The following is a 16,026-nucleotide window of genomic DNA, read 5'->3' as shown; positions in this document are numbered from 1 at the left end:
AATCAGTAAATTTTGAATTTATTGGTTATGTTAGTAGCGTGTTTACAGCTTAACCAGTCAATTAAATACTTTTCCCATACAGTTAGGATGGTAAACTAACACCCATGCGTAAAATTATTCATATCGATATGGATGCGTTCTTTGCCAGTGTTGAGCAACGGGATAATCCTGAGTTACAAGGTAAACCTTTGGTCGTTGGCGGTGATCCCAATGGGCGCGGTGTCGTCGCAGCAGCAAGTTATGAGATACGCAAGTTCGGTGTGCATTCTGCCATGTCATGCTATCGAGCGCGTCAGCTATGTCCACAAGCAATTTTTGTCAAACCACGCTTTGAGGTGTATCATGAAGTTAGTGAGCAAATTCGTGCCATTATGTACCAATATACGCCACTGGTCGAACCTTTATCACTGGATGAGGCGTATCTAGATGTGACCAATAGCCCGCATGAAAAAAATTCTGCGACACTAATCGCCAATCGCATTCGCCAACAGATTTTGCGACAAACGCAGCTGACCGCTTCAGCCGGGGTGTCTTATAACAAAATGCTTGCCAAAATCGCGTCAGATTTAAATAAACCCAACGGAATTGCGGTTATCACACCTGAGCAAGGATTGGACTTCATCGCCAATTTACCGGTAAAAAAATTTCATGGGATTGGCAAAGCCACCGTCAAAATGTTGCATGACATGGGTATATTTACAGGATTGGATTTACGCAATACGCCAGCGGACGTATTAAAACAACGCTTTGGCAAACGGGGTGATTTCTTTCACCAAATTGCCCACGGTATTGATAATAGAGAGGTTAAAGCTGAGCGCAAACATAAATCTGTCGGTTCTGAGACAACGTTTGTACACAATACCATGGATGATAAAGTCATTGTGGCTGCCCTATATCGCGAAAATAGCCAAGCGTTTAAAGATTTACAAAAAAAGCAGCGTTACGCTCGCACCATCACCATTAAAATCAAATACAGCGATTTTAGTGTGATTACCCGCTCTCATAGTATTTCTTCCCACTTTGAACAAGAATCCGATGCCCATTATTGGATTCAATGGCTATACGACCATACCCCAAAACTTTTACCCGTACGTTTGGTTGGGGTGACTTATTCAAATTTGCTGCAAGCTGAAGCCTCACCACAGATGCCATTATTATAAGCCACTATAAGCCAAATTTTGCCAATATATTTTTTAGCTAAACGTTTAAATAATTTTTATGTAAATGCTAACAACAGTAAAACCCTGCTATATTGCAGGGTCTTACTTTATTGTTATCCTACTTAATTAAAATTAGATGAGTCTAACTTTAATCTAACGATGGTTAGGTAAGCTGTGCTACGTTAATTTTGTTTGCTTCTTCAGTATACTCGCTCATACGGTCGAAGTTTAAGTATTTGTAGATATCGGCTGACATGCTGTTAAGCTTACCAGCATATTGTTGGTATTCTTCGTTGGTAGGAAGTCTACCAAGTACCGCCGCCACCGACGCCAACTCGGCAGAAGCCAAGTACACGTTGGCACCTTGACCTAAACGGTTCGGGAAGTTACGTGTCGAAGTTGATACGGCGGTTGATTTTGGTGCGATACGCGCTTGGTTACCCATACACAGTGAACAACCCGGCATTTCAGTCCGTGCGCCCGCTTGTGCATAGACATTGTATAGACCTTCATCCATCAATTGGCGCGCATCCATTTTTGTGGGTGGTGCAATCCATAGACGCGTGGTCAAGCTACCCGCAGGTACTTCTTTGAGCAACGCGCCCGCTGCACGGAAGTGACCGATGTTGGTCATACATGAACCGATGAACACTTCATCAATCTTGTCGCCGGCAACGTCTGCCAAGGTTTTGGCGTCATCTGGGTCGTTTGGACAGCAAAGAATCGGTTCTTTGATTGCGCTCATATCGATAGTGATGTCAGCAGCATATTCTGCATCTGCATCAGCGCGTAATAATGTTGGGTTGGCAAGCCAGCATTCCATACCTTTGATACGGCGTGCAATCGTACGGGCATCGCCATAACCTTCAGAAATCATCCATTTGAGTAAGGTGATGTTTGACGTTAGGTATTCTTTTACTGATTCTTCAGACAGGGTGATAGTACAACCTGCGGCTGAACGTTCGGCAGAGGCATCTGATAATTCGAATGCTTGTTCAACGGTTAAGTCTTCTAAACCTTCGATTTCTAAGATACGGCCGTTAAATACGTTTTTCTTACCGGCTTTCTCAACGGTCAATAAACCTTCTTTAATGGCTTGGTAAGGAATCGCATGTACCAAGTCACGCAAGGTGATACCAGGCTGCATTTCACCGACAAAACGTACACGAACTGATTCTGGCATATCTAATGGCATCACACCGGTTGCTGCAGCAAACGCCACTAGACCTGAACCTGCTGGGAACGAAATACCCATTGGGAAGCGGGTATGTGAGTCACCACCCGTACCAACGGTATCAGGCAATAGCATACGGTTTAACCATGAGTGAATAATACCATCACCTGGACGTAATGATACACCGCCACGATTCATGATGAAGTCAGGGAGTGTGTGCTGAGTTTCTACATCGATTGGTTTTGGATAAGCTGCCGTATGACAGAATGATTGCATGACCAAATCTGCAGAGAAGCCTAAACAAGCCAAGTCTTTTAATTCGTCACGGGTCATAGGACCTGTGGTATCTTGCGAACCCACGGTGGTCATTTTTGGTTCACAGTAGGCACCAGGACGGATACCTTCTACGCCACAAGCTTTACCGACCATTTTTTGCGCTAAAGTATAGCCTTTACCAGTGTCGACAGGTTGTTCGGGTTTTGCAAAAGTGTCAGACGCGCCCAAACCTAGATATTCACGGGCTTTGTTGGTCAAGCCACGACCTACAATCAATGGAATACGACCACCGGCACGCACTTCATCGAGCAGCGTTGGTGATTTTAATTCAAAAGTTGCAATCACTTCATCAGAATCATGTTTGGTGATTTTGCCGTCATGTGGGTAGATATCAAATACATCACCCATGTTAAGTTTGCTAACATCTACTTCGATAGGTAATGAGCCAGCATCTTCCATGGTGTTAAAGAAAATCGGTGCGATTTTACCACCCAATACAAGACCGCCGGCACGTTTGTTTGGCACGCCTTTGATGTCATCACCCATTAACCATAACACTGAGTTGGTCGCTGATTTACGGCTTGAACCGGTACCGACCACATCACCCACATATGCCAATGGAATACCGTCTTTTTTCATCTCTTCGATTTGTTTCATCGGACCAATCACGCCGTCTTGGTCTGGCACAATGCCTTCACGCGCATTTTTTAGCATGGCTAATGCGTGCAGTGGGATGTCTGGACGTGACCATGCATCTTGGGCAGGTGACAAATCATCGGTATTGGTTTCACCGGTGACTTTGAAGGTTTTGTAAGTGGCTTTTTTTGGTACTTCTGGACGGCTGGTGAACCATTCGGCGTTTGCCCAAGATTGTAACACCTCTTTGGCCACTTCATTGCCCGCTTCCGCTTTTTCAGTGACATCATTAAAGGCATCAAATACCAATAAGGTTTTTTTCAGCGCGTCGCCCGCACCTTTGGCCAATTCTTTATCATCTAATGCTTGGATTAATGGTTCTACGTTGTAGCCACCTTGCATATGACCCAATAATTCAATCGCTTTTTGTTTTGAAATCAGCGGCGAAGTGGTTTCGCCTTTAACGATGGCCGCTAGAAATGCCGCTTTAACATACGCTGCTTGGTCAACCCCAGGTGGAATACGGTTTTCTAATAAGTCTACAAGTGTTTCTTCTTCACCCGCTGGTGGATTTTTTAATAGTTCAACCAAATCAGCCGTTTGCTGTTCGTTAAGTGGCTGTGGCACAATACCCTGTGCCGCACGATTTTCGACGTGTTTACGATAGTTCTCTAGCATGAATCGTCCTCATAGTCATGTAAGATTATTGTGTTAACCATGCGTCTGCAAGCCCTCTTCACAACACAGTTGAATTTTGAAATGGCTACTAGCCAGCATGGCTTTGGCTAAAAAATTTAACCCTTCTAATATACTTGAAATGTGATGAAATGTTAATGAGAAAATACGTTTTTGTTAACATAGCCATTATTTTTTAAAAAAATAGCCCAATAATTTTTAATAAATGCGTTTGAGCCGATTGTCGCTTTTTTTACTAGGATGAAAAATAACTTTGGCTGTGTACTTTAAACAACAAAGCTTATCCCAAAATAGTTTAAATTCGTCAGCATAGATTTCTGTTATAATAACCCCCTAAAATCTGCTAAATGAATTCAAGGATTAATCATAGCAATGACCGACACTGTACAAACTTTTGCCCCTTCAACGCCGCACACCGATAGACCCATCGCTCGTGAAAAGCCAAAACGTCCTGAAGTGGGTGAAAAACTACGTGGCCATGATAAAGTTGCCCGTATTCCGATTAAAATCATTCCAACGGTAGAAACCCCAAAAAAACCTGACTGGATTCGCGTCAAGCTGTCATCGCCGAGTGAAGTGGCGCGCATCAAGTCAACCTTGCGTGAACAAAAGCTGTATACGGTTTGTGAAGAAGCGGCTTGCCCTAACCTGCCCCAATGTTTTGGTGATGGCACCGCGACCTTTATGATTATGGGAGATATTTGTACCCGTCGCTGCCCATTTTGCGATGTGGCGCATGGTCGCCCCAATGCGCTCGATGAGCTTGAGCCGATTCACACCGCTGAGACCATTGCGGGTCTAGGGTTAAAATATGCGGTGATTACCTCGGTTGACCGAGATGATTTGCGTGACGGCGGCGCGGAACATTTTGCCAATGTCATTAAAGAATCTCGTCAGTTAAGCCCTAATTGCTTGATTGAGATTTTAGTCCCTGATTTTCGGGGTCGTGAACAAGTGGCACTTGATATCTTAAGTGACACAGCCCCTGACGTATTTAACCACAATATTGAAACCGTGCCACGTTTATATAAAGCGTTTCGTCCAGGGTCAGATTATCAGCATTCATTACAGCTGTTAAAAGATTACAAAGCGCGTCGCCCGGATATCGTCACCAAATGTGGTTTTATGGTGGGTCTTGGCGAGACTGAAGAAGAGGTTTATGCTTTACTCAATGATTTAAAGGCGCATGATGTTGATTTAATTACCATCGGTCAATATTTGCAGCCAAGCAAATCGCATGCCCCAGTTGATAGATTTGTGCATCCTGATGAATTCGACCGTTATACGGCACACGGTAAAAAATTGGGCTTTGCAAATATTTGGGCAGGTCCGATGGTGCGCTCAAGCTATTTTGCCGATCGACAATATTATGGTGAGCCTTGCCCGCGCCCTACCCGTGGTGCCAATCCGTTATCAGAAGCGGACATGAAAAAATCAGGCTGTTGATTTGTGCGTTGATATGTGCATTGATTTGTGAATTTGTGCGTTGATTTAAAGCCGTCATTAGACGGCTTTTTTATGCTACCCTAATTATAAAATAACTCACAGGAAATTTGCGATGAATAACAACTACACATTCTATCTGCCTAAGGTGACGCCTGTTGCTACGTTACTAATTGTACATGGCATGGCAGAACACCAAGGGCGCTACCAACCCTTTGCGCAATTCTTAGCAAATCATGATATTGCGGTGTTAACCTTTGACCATTTAGGTCATGGACAGCAAGCCTATGACAATGGTTGCTTAGGCTATATGGGTAACCCCAATCCTGCTGAGCTGATGATTGACAATGTGATGGACCATGCGCAGTTAATCGCTGAAAAATACCCTGATATCCCCCATTTTATCTTGGGTCATAGTATGGGGTCATTTATCGTTCGCTGTATTCTGCAGCGCTATGGTGAACGATTTGACGGGGCAATAATTATGGGTACCTCAGATTTTAATCCATTGGCAAACTTGTTTGTGCCTGTAACCAAAAATCTCAATCACTTCACCACGCGCCGCACCAATCCGGTATTAGATAAAATTTTAAACCAATTTAATAATCTACCCTTTAGAAAAGAACCCGATTTACAAGGGTTTAATTGGTTGAATTCAGATCCTAAGCAAGTAAAAGCCTACCTTGATGACAAGCTTTGCGGCTTTCAGTTTACCAACAATGGCTATTTTGCGCTCATGTCGTTGATGCAAGCAGGCACCAATAAGCATTGGTATCAACAAGTACCCAGGCAGTTACCGCTGCTATTTGTCAGCGGAAAAGATGACCCTGTTGGGCAGATGGGAAAAGGCATTCCGCGTATTGTCAAACGTTTGCAACAAAACAATTTTACTTCGGTGAGCGTGCAGCAATATGAAGCGATGCGTCACGAAATCTTGCTAGAGCCTAATCACCAACAAGTGTATGACGATATTTTGGCTTGGCTTACTCACCATATCAATTAGCTTAAAATCCCTGAGTCTTACTAATGAGTGTGACTGTTGAGTGTTTAAGCAGCGTTTTATAACTGTCATGATGAATAGACTATTAGCCGCGTTTTGACACGGCAGTTGCTTGTTAGAAATATCAATGTGGCGTATTGAAAGATTCGAAAAAACAACCATTTAATCTAAAGTTATTCATGGAGTTAAGCTATAGGAAATGTCATTGAGTACAACTGATAAAATTAAAGTGCGTTTAGATAAATGGCTATGGGCAGCAAGGTTTTATAAAACTCGCACCCTAGCCAAGGAAGCGATTGAATCGGGACGGGTCCACCATTTTGGCAATCGCGTGAAGGTCAGTAAAGAAATAGCGGTGGGCGATGAATTGACGATTCGCCAAGGGTCAGCCAATCATTACACCCAAAAGACGGTCAAGGTGCTGGCGCTGTCTGAAGTGCGTGGTAATGCCACTGCTGCCAGTGTGCTTTATCAAGAGACCGATGCCAGTATCAGCCAACGAGAATTTTTCACCGAACAAAAAAAACTTGCCAATCTTGCCCGCCCCGATCATCGGCCAAATAAAAAACAGCGTCGTCAGTTAAGCCGTTTTAGGGATATTAACCATTTTGGCAGTGATGAAGAAGGTTTTTAATTGCTTGTTATGGGGTCATAAAAATCCCGATTTTCCCTGTCATATTTCGTTATAATAAGCACTTTATCATTGCACTAGTCATTGCACTGGCGATGAGCAACTCTGCCAATTATTAACGATATTTTATGACCAATTTTTTTGAACCTAACCCTGTGCAGGCTAATGCTAGCTATGTGGATATTAGCGCATACAATACCATGGCATTAGCCTGTCAAGCCAAACAATTCATTCGTTTAACTCATCTGTCTGATATTGAGCCGACTTTTAAGCAACTGGCAGCCCATCAACAAGCGTTTGTGGTGCTATCTAATGGCAGTAATATCATTTTGCCTGAAGTGTTGGACGCGGTTGTCGTGTCACCTAGTCTTAAAGGTAAAACTATCCTGTCTGAAGATAGCCAAACCATAACCCTTGATGTGATGGCTGGCGAGGATTGGCATAGGCTAGTGGTAGACACGGTCCATCAAGGTTGGTATGGATTGGAGAATTTGGCGTTAATCCCAAGCTGGGTCGGTGGCAGTCCCGTGCAAAACATCGGTGCGTACGGGGTACAAGCTGAAGATGTGATAGACAGTGTAAAAGCGTTTCATATACCGAGTTTAACGTGGCATCATCTAAGCAAATCTGATTGCCAATTTAGCTACCGTGACAGCCTGTTTAAACAGCAAGCCGGGCAATGGCTCATTACCAGCGTCATTTTTACCCTCAGTAAAACCGCCAAACCCAATACCCAGTATGGGGATGTGGCAAAAGTTGCACAGCATTATGCAAGCCAAGCAGGTCGCGATGAAGTCACACCCGTGGATACCATGAATGCCATCATCGACATTCGTCAAAGTAAACTGCCCGATACCAATGACTTGCCCAATTGTGGTAGCTTTTTTAAAAACCCCATCGTCGCCAAATCTCAAGTTGACCAGTTACTACAGAGCCATCCCAATCTAGTGCATTATCCTGTCAAAGATGCCCAAGGCAATTTGACCGATTACTGTAAAGTTGCAGCGGGCTGGCTTATTGACCAATCAGGGCTTAAAGGCAAAGGCATTGCCCCAATTTTAACGCATGTAAAACAAGCCCTAGTATTGACTAACCATGCGCCAAAAATTGCAACGCAACGTGATGTTGCCAAAAGTATGCAATTTATACAAAATACAGTGCTTGAGAAATTTGGGATAAAATTGGAAGCTGAACCGGTTTGGATTGAATCTGATGGTAGCATTCGCCAAGCTCATTAGTTATCTTGAGCGATTTTTTTCAACCATCAAACGGATTTTGACCGTTGTTGTATTGGTGGGGTGTTTGGTTACGCTCAGTTTTTTCACACCGCTGTTTTCTACCATTGTGTTGTTTATCTTAGATTGCTATCGCCTGCCAGAATCGGCGGTGAGCGTCAATCCTGCAACAGCGATTGTAGTGTTAGGTGGCGGATTAACCAATAACCAGCAAAATGAGATTGTGATTAACCAATTCACCGAAAGTCGATTGATTAAAGCAAGCCAAGTGTATCAGCAGACTGGCTTACCCATCATTATCAGTGGTAAGGAGGCGCCATGGATGGCAAAGTGGCTGCAAAAAAAAGGCATTATGTGGATAGTGGCAGAAAAAAACAGCTTTAACACCTGTCAAAATGCAAAATACACCGCAGAAATGTTCAATGTCAAACAGGTGATTTTGGTAACAGACGCTTATCACATGAACCGTTCAAGACGGCAGTTTGCCATCAATGGAGTGTCTACTATTCCAAGTATCGCCCCATTACCAAAGGCAAATGATTGGCAGCATTTTGATCAGAATCTGCAGCATTCAAGACGTGCCTTATATGAATTATTGGCATTCGCTCGCGATCTTGTAAAACCCCAATACGACTGCCAACCGACCAATAAATAACTTATTTTTGAATCTCTACATTGGTGTAGCCAGCTGACTGCAAGGCAGATTTGGCTTGTTGGGCACGACCGCCACCACGGCTATACACTTTAATGGTATCTGATTTTGCAATCCCTTGCGCCGTTATTTTGGCAAGTAATTCACTGTGTGGAATATTAATAGCACCTGCGGGATGATTCACAGAATATTCTTCTGGGGTACGCACATCAATGACTACTGTCGCCGCGTTTGCTGTTGGCATCAATAATGCGCCCACCATAACAGCCGCGCCTAAGGCAAGCAACTGTTTTTTTGAAAGTTTAAGGGAAGGCTTAAAGATTTTAGGCATCAACATCATAATTTCCTTGTAGAATTTTGAGTTTTAAAACCAAGTTAAACCTCAATGTTTAACCCACTATGATTATAGCATTCATTGTTCGCACTCAAATCACTGAGTTGCTTTGATTTGCAACCCATGTGTTTGTTTTGTAAGCATACATTCGGCTATTGGATGACTCTTTGATTACTCATGAATTACTCAGGCCACGCTGCGACATTTTGCCGCATTTATTTATGCCAAAATAAGCGTATAATGGTTTTTTTAACTTAATTCGTTTGTTACGCCAAGTAATGGGGATGCACGATGCAAAGCATGTATTTTTTGATTCCTATTAGTCTAGTGCTATTTGTATTGGGTATTTTTGCGATTTATTACGCCATCAAATCACGCCAATTTGATGATTTGGACAATGAATCTCAGCGGGTCATTTTGGATGACAGACAATTTCGCCGCGAACAATTGGGGCAAAATCCCGCCAAGCCTTCATCTTCTCATCCCCCAAAAATACAAGACCCTACTGACGAGCAAAAATAACGCGTTGGTGTTATCTTTCTTCCTGCTGATTTCTTTCTATTGATTTATTTACTTTTTTTGAAAAATTTTTAGACTTTTTTGGAGCATTTTATGACCTGGGCATTATTTTTGGCAGCGTTTAGCATGGGATTGTTTGGCTCACCGCACTGTCTGGGGATGTGCGGTGGCATTGTGACGGCTTTTGGGCTGTCTATGCAGCATGTATCGGACAGCAAAAAAAATGGCTTGATTTTGACGTATCATTTGGGACGCCTCATCAGTTATTCATTGCTTGGATTGATTGCAAGTGTTATTGGGGTGGCAATCTTTCAGTCCATTATGAGTAACAGTGCGCCAAGAATTGTACTGGGTGCGGTATTGGTGTTGATTGGGCTTGCGATGTTTGGGTTACCACTGTTTAATCAGTTAGAAAAAGTTGGGATGCGCTTTTGGCAATCGCTTGCCCCGCTACGCAAAAAAGTGTTTCCGATTGATAGCTTTGGTAAAGCCTTGTTTGCTGGCCTGCTTTGGGGATTTTTGCCGTGTGGCTTGGTATATGGTGCTTTGATGATGTCGATTGCTGGCAACGACATCGCTACAGGGGCAGCTCTGATGTTTGTATTTGGACTGGGTACGATGCCGATGTTGATTGCCACGCAAAAAACTGTGGGAATGCTACAGTCGAGTATTAAACACTTTCGCCTTCGCCAAATTAATGGGGTGATTATGATGTTGTCTGGGCTTGCGGTGATTTTTATTCCGATGATGATGCACCATAATCATGGTTCACACAGTAATGCCAGTCATAGCATGAATGAGACGAGTATGCACCATGATATGTCGACAATGAATCATTCTGCGTCTAATCCTGCTTCTGTGACAGCTTCGACTACCATGCCGACTACTAGTATGCCTATGAACCATAATATGAATGATGATATGAACCACAATATGAGCCATAACATGAATCACGACATGCACAATATGCAGGATATGGATAAGCACCATGAGGTGGCGATGCCTGCCAGTACCAGTCCCTAATCACTAGTTACTAGTCACTAGTCACTAATCATTCATTTATATTGCCAAAAAAAACAAACCTCTTAATCGGTATATTAAGAGGTTATCGGTTGCGAATTTTTACGTTTTACGCTTAACTTGCAGTTTACATTTCTACCGCGTCATCGCCTTCGTCAAGATAGATGATATCGGTTTCATATTCAAACGCTTCATTTAACATATCTAACATTGTTTACTCCTATCCTTCTTTATCCAATGATTATGGATTTTTTATTCATTTTAAGGCTTTTGCCATTTTTTAGTTGTTTACTTCCTATTTTACGTTATCAATGCAACTTCATAACGTTATGATATTTAACGTGAGTTTGATGACAGTAGCATGAAATTCCTGTAACAGGAATATAAATTTACAAAAAATTACTTTTATTGAAGCACAATCTAGCTACCGTAAAGGTTTGTCAGTGTCGCTAAGTAGTTTTAGGGATGTTTTTGAGTCGCTGTTGCTGTTCATCATAGGCTTGTTTTTGAACGCGGTAAATTTCATACACGCACAGTTCTTCGCAGCCATTGTTGCAACATTCCCAGTCTTCAGGGTATGTGGGTTCTTGGATGAGTTTTTCGCCGTTCGTCAGTTGTTGTGTCATTTTTCTATAAATTTCCTGTATCTAGAAAATGAATAAATACTTTTGGCATTTTCTTAGTCCAACCAGTTACTAATTGGGGAATTGCAATTTTGAAGATAGAATAATAAAGAAATAAACTAACAAAACTAACAAATCCAAATATGAAGTAATTAAACAAATTTTTTGCCTGAGTTAGCTTAAACAAATCAGATAGCATAAATGGAATAATAAATATCACCATCAAAACTGTGAATAAGTGAAATAAATCTTCAAATCTGGATGTATTTTCAATGTCTCCCTTTTGAATTTTTTCATCATCATTTTTAAAATTCCCTAAAAGTTTAACATCATGTTTTTCTTCATCAACTTGTGAAAAATAAACCTCACCACAAACTCCGTCATTTTTCTTTAGATATTCAAAATCAAGATAAATTATATTATTTTCAAATCTCAATTCTTTCTCTAAAACTTGATTATCAATTACATTATAAGATTTTAATTCTAAAACTTTGTATGAAGAATCTAAAACAACTCTTGGTTTTAGTTTGTCATCGTTTGGAATCTCTCCATTTAAAATAGTTCTTTTTCCTCCATTCCAAACTGTCCATCTTAAAATATTAAAATTATCAATTCTTTCATTTTCAAAGTAAATTTGAATACTGGGATGTGCAACTCTATTAACTGTCATTTCTCTTAAACCATACAAAGGGCGAGATTTATTAGTTCCTTTGAAATAAAAGTAAAATGACAAGATAATTCCCAACAACCCCAAACTTACTCCTATTGGATTTGTCATAATTTCGTTCATAAAAAATTACCCTTTAAAATATTTATTTACTTAAAATTTCCAATAAATTTTTCACCGCGTCAATCCGCCCTTCTGGTGTGGCAAGGGCTTTGTCATCCATCATTTTTAGCCCTGTCGCGCCATTCATTTTAAATTTTTTCGGATTCGATTGAATAAGCCCAATAATGGTAATGGCTTGCACAGCGGTGCTTGGTGAAAACTCAAAGGTGACTTGCCGCTCATTGCCATCAATCTTACTTATCTCCAGCGCTTCAGCCATTAAGCGGATTTGGTGAATGGCAAATAAATTTTTGGTCGGCTCCGGCAAACTGCCAAAACGGTCTAGCATTTCGCTGCGGATGCTAATTAGGCTGTCATAGTCTTCAGCATTGGCAATTTTTTTATAAAACAATAGCCGCTGATGGACATCTCCCAGATAATCTTCAGGAATGAGTGCCGACAAATGCAGATTAATGTCACTGGTTAGCGATAAGGGGGTGTTTAAATCAGGTTGTTTGCCTGCTTTGATGGCTTTGGTGGCACGGTTTAGCATATCCATATACAGGTTAAAACCAACCGCTTGCATATTGCCGCTTTGGTTTTTGCCCAGCAGCTCGCCTGCGCCCCGAATCTCAAGGTCTTCACTGGCAAGCATAAAGCCTGCCCCCAATGTATTGGCACGGCTGATGGCATCAAGCCGCTTTTGTGCATCGCTGGTCAAGCCTTTAATAGACGGCACAAGTAGATAACAGTAAGCTTGGTGGTGACTGCGACCAACACGCCCACGAAGCTGGTGAAGCTGGGCTAGCCCGAATTTATCGGCACGGTTAATGATAATGGTATTGGCATTGGGGATATCAATGCCTGTTTCGATAATGGTGGTACACACTAGCACATTGTGTCTTTTGTGGTAAAACGATTGCATGATTTGCTCAAGCTCTCGTTCTTTCATCTGACCGTGAGCCACTGCCACCCGAGATTCGGGCACAAGCTCTCGCACGGTTTCTGCCATGCGCTCAATGCTCGCCACATCGTTATGCAGTAAAAACACCTGTCCGCCACGCAATAATTCACGCAAAATCGCTTCTTTGAGTAAGTTATCAGACTTTTGCATGACAAAGGTTTTAATTGCCAACCGCCTTGCCGGGGGCGTGGCAATAATCGACATGTTGCGCATACCCGATAACGCCATGTTCAGCGTGCGCGGAATGGGTGTCGCGGTCATCGATAGTACGTCAACATCCGATTGCATGGCTTTGATACGCTCTTTATCTCGGACGCCAAAACGGTGCTCCTCATCGACAATCATCAGACCTAAGTTGGCAAACTTGACATCTTCTTGCAAAATACGGTGGGTACCGATAACGATATCAATTTTACCTTCGGCTAAGCCTTTGAGAATCGCATCGTGTTGTTTTTTGGTGCCAAAGCGAGACAGGCTTTCAATGCGGATTGGCCAATCGGCAAATCGATCCAAAAAGTTGTCTTCGTGTTGCCCAGCAAGCAGCGTCGTTGGTACTAGCACTGCCACTTGATACCCTGCTTGCACCGCAATAAAAGCGGCACGCATTGCCACTTCGGTTTTACCAAAACCGACATCGCCACACACCAGCCTATCCATTGGCTTATTTTGCTTCATATCAAACTTAACCGCTTCAATGGCATTGGCTTGGTCGGGCGTTTCTTCAAACGCAAATTGACTGGCAAATAGGTCATACTGGATTTGGTCAATTGGGAAGTTAATGCCCACTTTGGCATCACGGCGGGCTTGCACGTTGAGCAGTTCTGCCGCCACATCATGAATTTGGCTGAGTGCTTTGGCTTTAGCTTTATCCCATTTACCGCTACCTATGGTATGAAGCGGTGCGGTTGCCGAGTCGCCGCCAGCATAACGGCTGATAAGCTGCAGATTTGCCACAGGCACATACACACTGGCATCATCAGCATAGGTAAGGTGAATGAACTCTTGCAGTTGTCTATCAATATCAAGCGTAATCAAGCCTTGATAACGCCCAATACCAAAATCAATATGCACCACAGGGTCGCCGATATTGAGCTCACTGACCGATTTAACCAAAAATTCATCAGACACATCGCTTTGGCGACGGCGGCGAGTCTGTAACACCTGCCGTCCAAACAACTGGGTTTCTGAGAGAATCGCAAACTTATCGGGGAGTAACGCGCCTCGTTCAATCGGTGCAATGGTCAAGGCAATCGTAGTGCTATGCGCCTCATCCATGTTTGCAAGAAAATCGGTCAATCCTGAAACACTTTGTAAATTAAAGCGTTTTTGCAACAGCTCCGATAAAATCTCACGGCGACCCGCAGTTTCGGCAACCAATAATATCGGTTTAGCAAACTGCTCGCGAAATGCCATCAGTCTTTGCAGTGGCTCAGCAAGTTTATGGTCAACGGTTAAATCAGGTGGGGTGTCAACCAATGCATTGATTGTCCCTGCTTTGGTGTCATCAATTGGTTGTTCGCTGGTGATAATGCGGGGATATTGGGCAATTTTTTCGTTAAAGATATGTTCTGCCAGGTACAAATCTTGCGGTGCCACAATCGGTTTTTCAATATCGTGCCTGCGGTCATTGTAACGAGTTTGGATTTGTTGCCAAAAATTTTGGTAAGCCGTCTCTATTTGGTTATCGACGATAAACAAGCTATCTTTGGGCAAATAACTAAAAAAATCCGACCCATTTTGCCAAGTATCTGTGTCAAAGAATAACGGCTGATAATACTCCACCCCCGCGGGTGCAATACCGTTCATCACATCGTTAAACAGCTCAAAACGGCGGGCGGATGTGTTGGCAAAGGTGCTGGCAAAATTGGCGCGAAACGTTTCTTTACCTTCATCCAGGGGAAATTCTCGCGCCGGCAAAATCTGAAAACTGGTGATTTTACCGATGGTTTCACCCGATTTTTTTTGACTATTGATAAACTTGACATATTGATGGGGGTCACTGTCTTTTAACTCGTCCAAATCCGCTTGGGTCAAGCTACGCTGGGTTTGTGGGTTAAAAAAACGGATACTCTCAATCTCATCATCAAACAAATCAATGCGGACTGGAAACGGCTGACCAATGGCAAACAAATCAATCACGCTACCACGCACAGCAAATTCCCCAGGCTCAAAGACATTATCTACCGCATGATAGCCCGCAGTCGCCAGTTTTCGACGTTCGGTTGCCACATCAAAGGTGTCACCCACTGACAAATCAAAGTGTTGCCCCAATAGCCATGATGCAGGGGCGACACGGTGCATTAAGGTCTGCACCGAAATCAGTAAAATACCATCAGTTGGCATATGGGTAAGTAAATGAATCCGCTCAGAGACAATGTCATGGTGCGGTGACAACTCGTCATAGGTAAGCGTTTCCCAATCAGGAAACACATGGGCATCAACCCCACTAAATGCCAACTCTGTTTCAAGCTGATTGAGCTGATTTTGGTCACGGGTCACGACCACTTTTAGGCGGTTTTGCTGACCGCTATCGCTGTTGGTGAGGCTGGCAAGCCATAAGGCTTGGGTCATGCCTTGTAAGTTGCCCAGCCATTTTTTGTCATGCTTGGCATTGTCAAACAACGATTGGTTAAGGCGAAAGGAAAGATGAGACAGTGGGTGCGTAGCATTCGTCATTGTTATCGGTCTTTTGGTTATAAGTCTTTTGAGTTAAAAAGGCGAAAAATAATGACGTTATTGTGGGGGTTTTTGCCGAAAAATTAAAGCTAAAATAGCAGTGTTTTAGCAGACTTTTTGGCAATAACACTTTAACACTTTATCCCTGTAATGCAGCAATCTAGCTTCTTTTACCAAAGTGATATGCAAAAAAACACCGCCAATTTGACGGTGCTTTT

At 42.8% G+C, this 16,026-nt stretch carries 13 protein-coding genes; 8 read left to right on the top strand and 5 right to left on the bottom strand.

What is annotated here, in order from left to right:
- Positions 1-104: 104 nt before the first annotated feature.
- On the top strand, positions 105-1,160 hold the full coding sequence (gene dinB / locus RNZ41_RS04625; RefSeq protein WP_314027701.1) for a DNA polymerase IV: 1,056 nt from the start codon (positions 105-107) through the stop codon (positions 1,158-1,160).
- A gap of 163 nt (positions 1,161-1,323) precedes the next feature.
- Here the strand turns inward: dinB and acnB are convergent, their stop codons facing one another.
- On the bottom strand, positions 1,324-3,924 hold the full coding sequence (gene acnB, locus RNZ41_RS04620) for a bifunctional aconitate hydratase 2/2-methylisocitrate dehydratase (RefSeq protein WP_314027700.1): 2,601 nt from the start codon (positions 3,922-3,924) through the stop codon (positions 1,324-1,326).
- Positions 3,925-4,314: 390 nt separating this feature from the next.
- On the opposite strand from acnB, the gene lipA reads away from it, so the two are divergent.
- The 5 genes from lipA to RNZ41_RS04595 all read left to right on the top strand — a co-directional run bounded on the left by lipA (position 4,315) and on the right by RNZ41_RS04595 (position 8,906).
- Complete coding sequence (lipA, locus tag RNZ41_RS04615) at positions 4,315-5,388, top strand: lipoyl synthase (RefSeq protein WP_260856316.1); 1,074 nt, start codon at positions 4,315-4,317, stop codon at positions 5,386-5,388.
- 112 nt (positions 5,389-5,500) lie between these two features.
- Complete coding sequence (locus tag RNZ41_RS04610; RefSeq protein ID WP_060994729.1) at positions 5,501-6,388, top strand: alpha/beta fold hydrolase; 888 nt, start codon at positions 5,501-5,503, stop codon at positions 6,386-6,388.
- A 196-nt stretch (positions 6,389-6,584) separates the two neighbouring features.
- A complete protein-coding gene (locus RNZ41_RS04605) occupies positions 6,585-7,019 on the top strand; it encodes an RNA-binding S4 domain-containing protein (RefSeq protein WP_036598052.1) in 435 nt (144 codons plus the stop codon).
- Positions 7,020-7,144: 125 nt separating this feature from the next.
- Positions 7,145-8,254, top strand: a complete 1,110-nt coding sequence (gene murB / locus RNZ41_RS04600) for a UDP-N-acetylmuramate dehydrogenase (protein WP_314027699.1) — start codon at positions 7,145-7,147, stop codon at positions 8,252-8,254.
- The gene (locus RNZ41_RS04595; protein WP_076774159.1) at positions 8,229-8,906 is read left to right on the top strand and encodes a YdcF family protein; all 678 of its coding nucleotides are present in this window, start codon (positions 8,229-8,231) and stop codon (positions 8,904-8,906) included. The genes murB and RNZ41_RS04595 overlap by 26 nt, the downstream gene beginning before the upstream one ends.
- 1 nt (position 8,907) lies before the next feature.
- Here RNZ41_RS04595 and RNZ41_RS04590 read toward each other — a convergent pair whose 3' ends face one another.
- Positions 8,908-9,240 (bottom strand): rhodanese-like domain-containing protein, encoded by a 333-nt coding sequence (locus RNZ41_RS04590; RefSeq protein WP_239742555.1) that lies wholly within the window; start codon positions 9,238-9,240, stop codon positions 8,908-8,910.
- A 288-nt stretch (positions 9,241-9,528) separates the two neighbouring features.
- Here RNZ41_RS04590 and ccoS point away from each other — a divergent pair, with 288 nt between their 5' ends.
- Both ccoS and RNZ41_RS04580 read left to right on the top strand, forming a co-directional pair.
- Positions 9,529-9,759, top strand: coding sequence for a cbb3-type cytochrome oxidase assembly protein CcoS (gene ccoS / locus RNZ41_RS04585; protein ID WP_007117308.1), 231 nt, complete (start codon positions 9,529-9,531; stop codon positions 9,757-9,759).
- A 90-nt stretch (positions 9,760-9,849) separates the two neighbouring features.
- Positions 9,850-10,779 carry a sulfite exporter TauE/SafE family protein gene (locus RNZ41_RS04580; RefSeq protein WP_314027698.1) on the top strand — a complete coding sequence of 310 codons (930 nt, stop codon included), beginning with the start codon at positions 9,850-9,852 and terminating at the stop codon, positions 10,777-10,779.
- Between the two features lie 446 nt (positions 10,780-11,225).
- Here RNZ41_RS04580 and RNZ41_RS04575 read toward each other — a convergent pair whose 3' ends face one another.
- Genes RNZ41_RS04575 through mfd form a run of 3 tightly spaced genes read right to left on the bottom strand, consistent with a single transcriptional unit; the run spans position 11,226 to position 15,808 of the window.
- Positions 11,226-11,402: an oxidoreductase-like domain-containing protein gene (locus tag RNZ41_RS04575; RefSeq protein ID WP_314027697.1), complete on the bottom strand. Its 177-nt coding sequence runs from the start codon at positions 11,400-11,402 to the stop codon at positions 11,226-11,228.
- 4 nt (positions 11,403-11,406) lie between these two features.
- Positions 11,407-12,189, bottom strand: coding sequence for a hypothetical protein (locus RNZ41_RS04570; RefSeq protein WP_314027696.1), 783 nt, complete (start codon positions 12,187-12,189; stop codon positions 11,407-11,409).
- Positions 12,190-12,211: 22 nt separating this feature from the next.
- Entirely contained in the window at positions 12,212-15,808 is a 3,597-nt protein-coding gene (gene mfd / locus RNZ41_RS04565) for a transcription-repair coupling factor (protein ID WP_314027695.1), read from the bottom strand.
- Positions 15,809-16,026 lie beyond the last annotated feature (218 nt).

Origin of the sequence: Moraxella sp. DOX410, assembly GCF_032248735.1 — a bacterium.
Classification (GTDB): domain Bacteria; phylum Pseudomonadota; class Gammaproteobacteria; order Pseudomonadales; family Moraxellaceae; genus Faucicola; species Faucicola tetraodonis.
This window is presented reverse-complemented; position numbering and strand designations above follow the sequence as displayed.

What these genes read in the sequence shown, in the direction of transcription:
- dinB (WP_314027701.1), top strand. Translation starts at nt 105, where the DNA reads ATGCGTAAAATTATTCATATCGATATGGATGCGTTCTTTGCCAGTGTT.
- acnB (WP_314027700.1), bottom strand. Translation starts at nt 3,924, where the DNA reads ATGCTAGAGAACTATCGTAAACACGTCGAAAATCGTGCGGCACAGGGT.
- lipA (WP_260856316.1), top strand. Translation starts at nt 4,315, where the DNA reads ATGACCGACACTGTACAAACTTTTGCCCCTTCAACGCCGCACACCGAT.
- RNZ41_RS04610 (WP_060994729.1), top strand. Translation starts at nt 5,501, where the DNA reads ATGAATAACAACTACACATTCTATCTGCCTAAGGTGACGCCTGTTGCT.
- RNZ41_RS04605 (WP_036598052.1), top strand. Translation starts at nt 6,585, where the DNA reads ATGTCATTGAGTACAACTGATAAAATTAAAGTGCGTTTAGATAAATGG.
- murB (WP_314027699.1), top strand. Translation starts at nt 7,145, where the DNA reads ATGACCAATTTTTTTGAACCTAACCCTGTGCAGGCTAATGCTAGCTAT.
- RNZ41_RS04595 (WP_076774159.1), top strand. Translation starts at nt 8,229, where the DNA reads ATGGTAGCATTCGCCAAGCTCATTAGTTATCTTGAGCGATTTTTTTCA.
- RNZ41_RS04590 (WP_239742555.1), bottom strand. Translation starts at nt 9,240, where the DNA reads ATGTTGATGCCTAAAATCTTTAAGCCTTCCCTTAAACTTTCAAAAAAA.
- ccoS (WP_007117308.1), top strand. Translation starts at nt 9,529, where the DNA reads ATGCAAAGCATGTATTTTTTGATTCCTATTAGTCTAGTGCTATTTGTA.
- RNZ41_RS04580 (WP_314027698.1), top strand. Translation starts at nt 9,850, where the DNA reads ATGACCTGGGCATTATTTTTGGCAGCGTTTAGCATGGGATTGTTTGGC.
- RNZ41_RS04575 (WP_314027697.1), bottom strand. Translation starts at nt 11,402, where the DNA reads ATGACACAACAACTGACGAACGGCGAAAAACTCATCCAAGAACCCACA.
- RNZ41_RS04570 (WP_314027696.1), bottom strand. Translation starts at nt 12,189, where the DNA reads ATGAACGAAATTATGACAAATCCAATAGGAGTAAGTTTGGGGTTGTTG.
- mfd (WP_314027695.1), bottom strand. Translation starts at nt 15,808, where the DNA reads ATGACGAATGCTACGCACCCACTGTCTCATCTTTCCTTTCGCCTTAAC.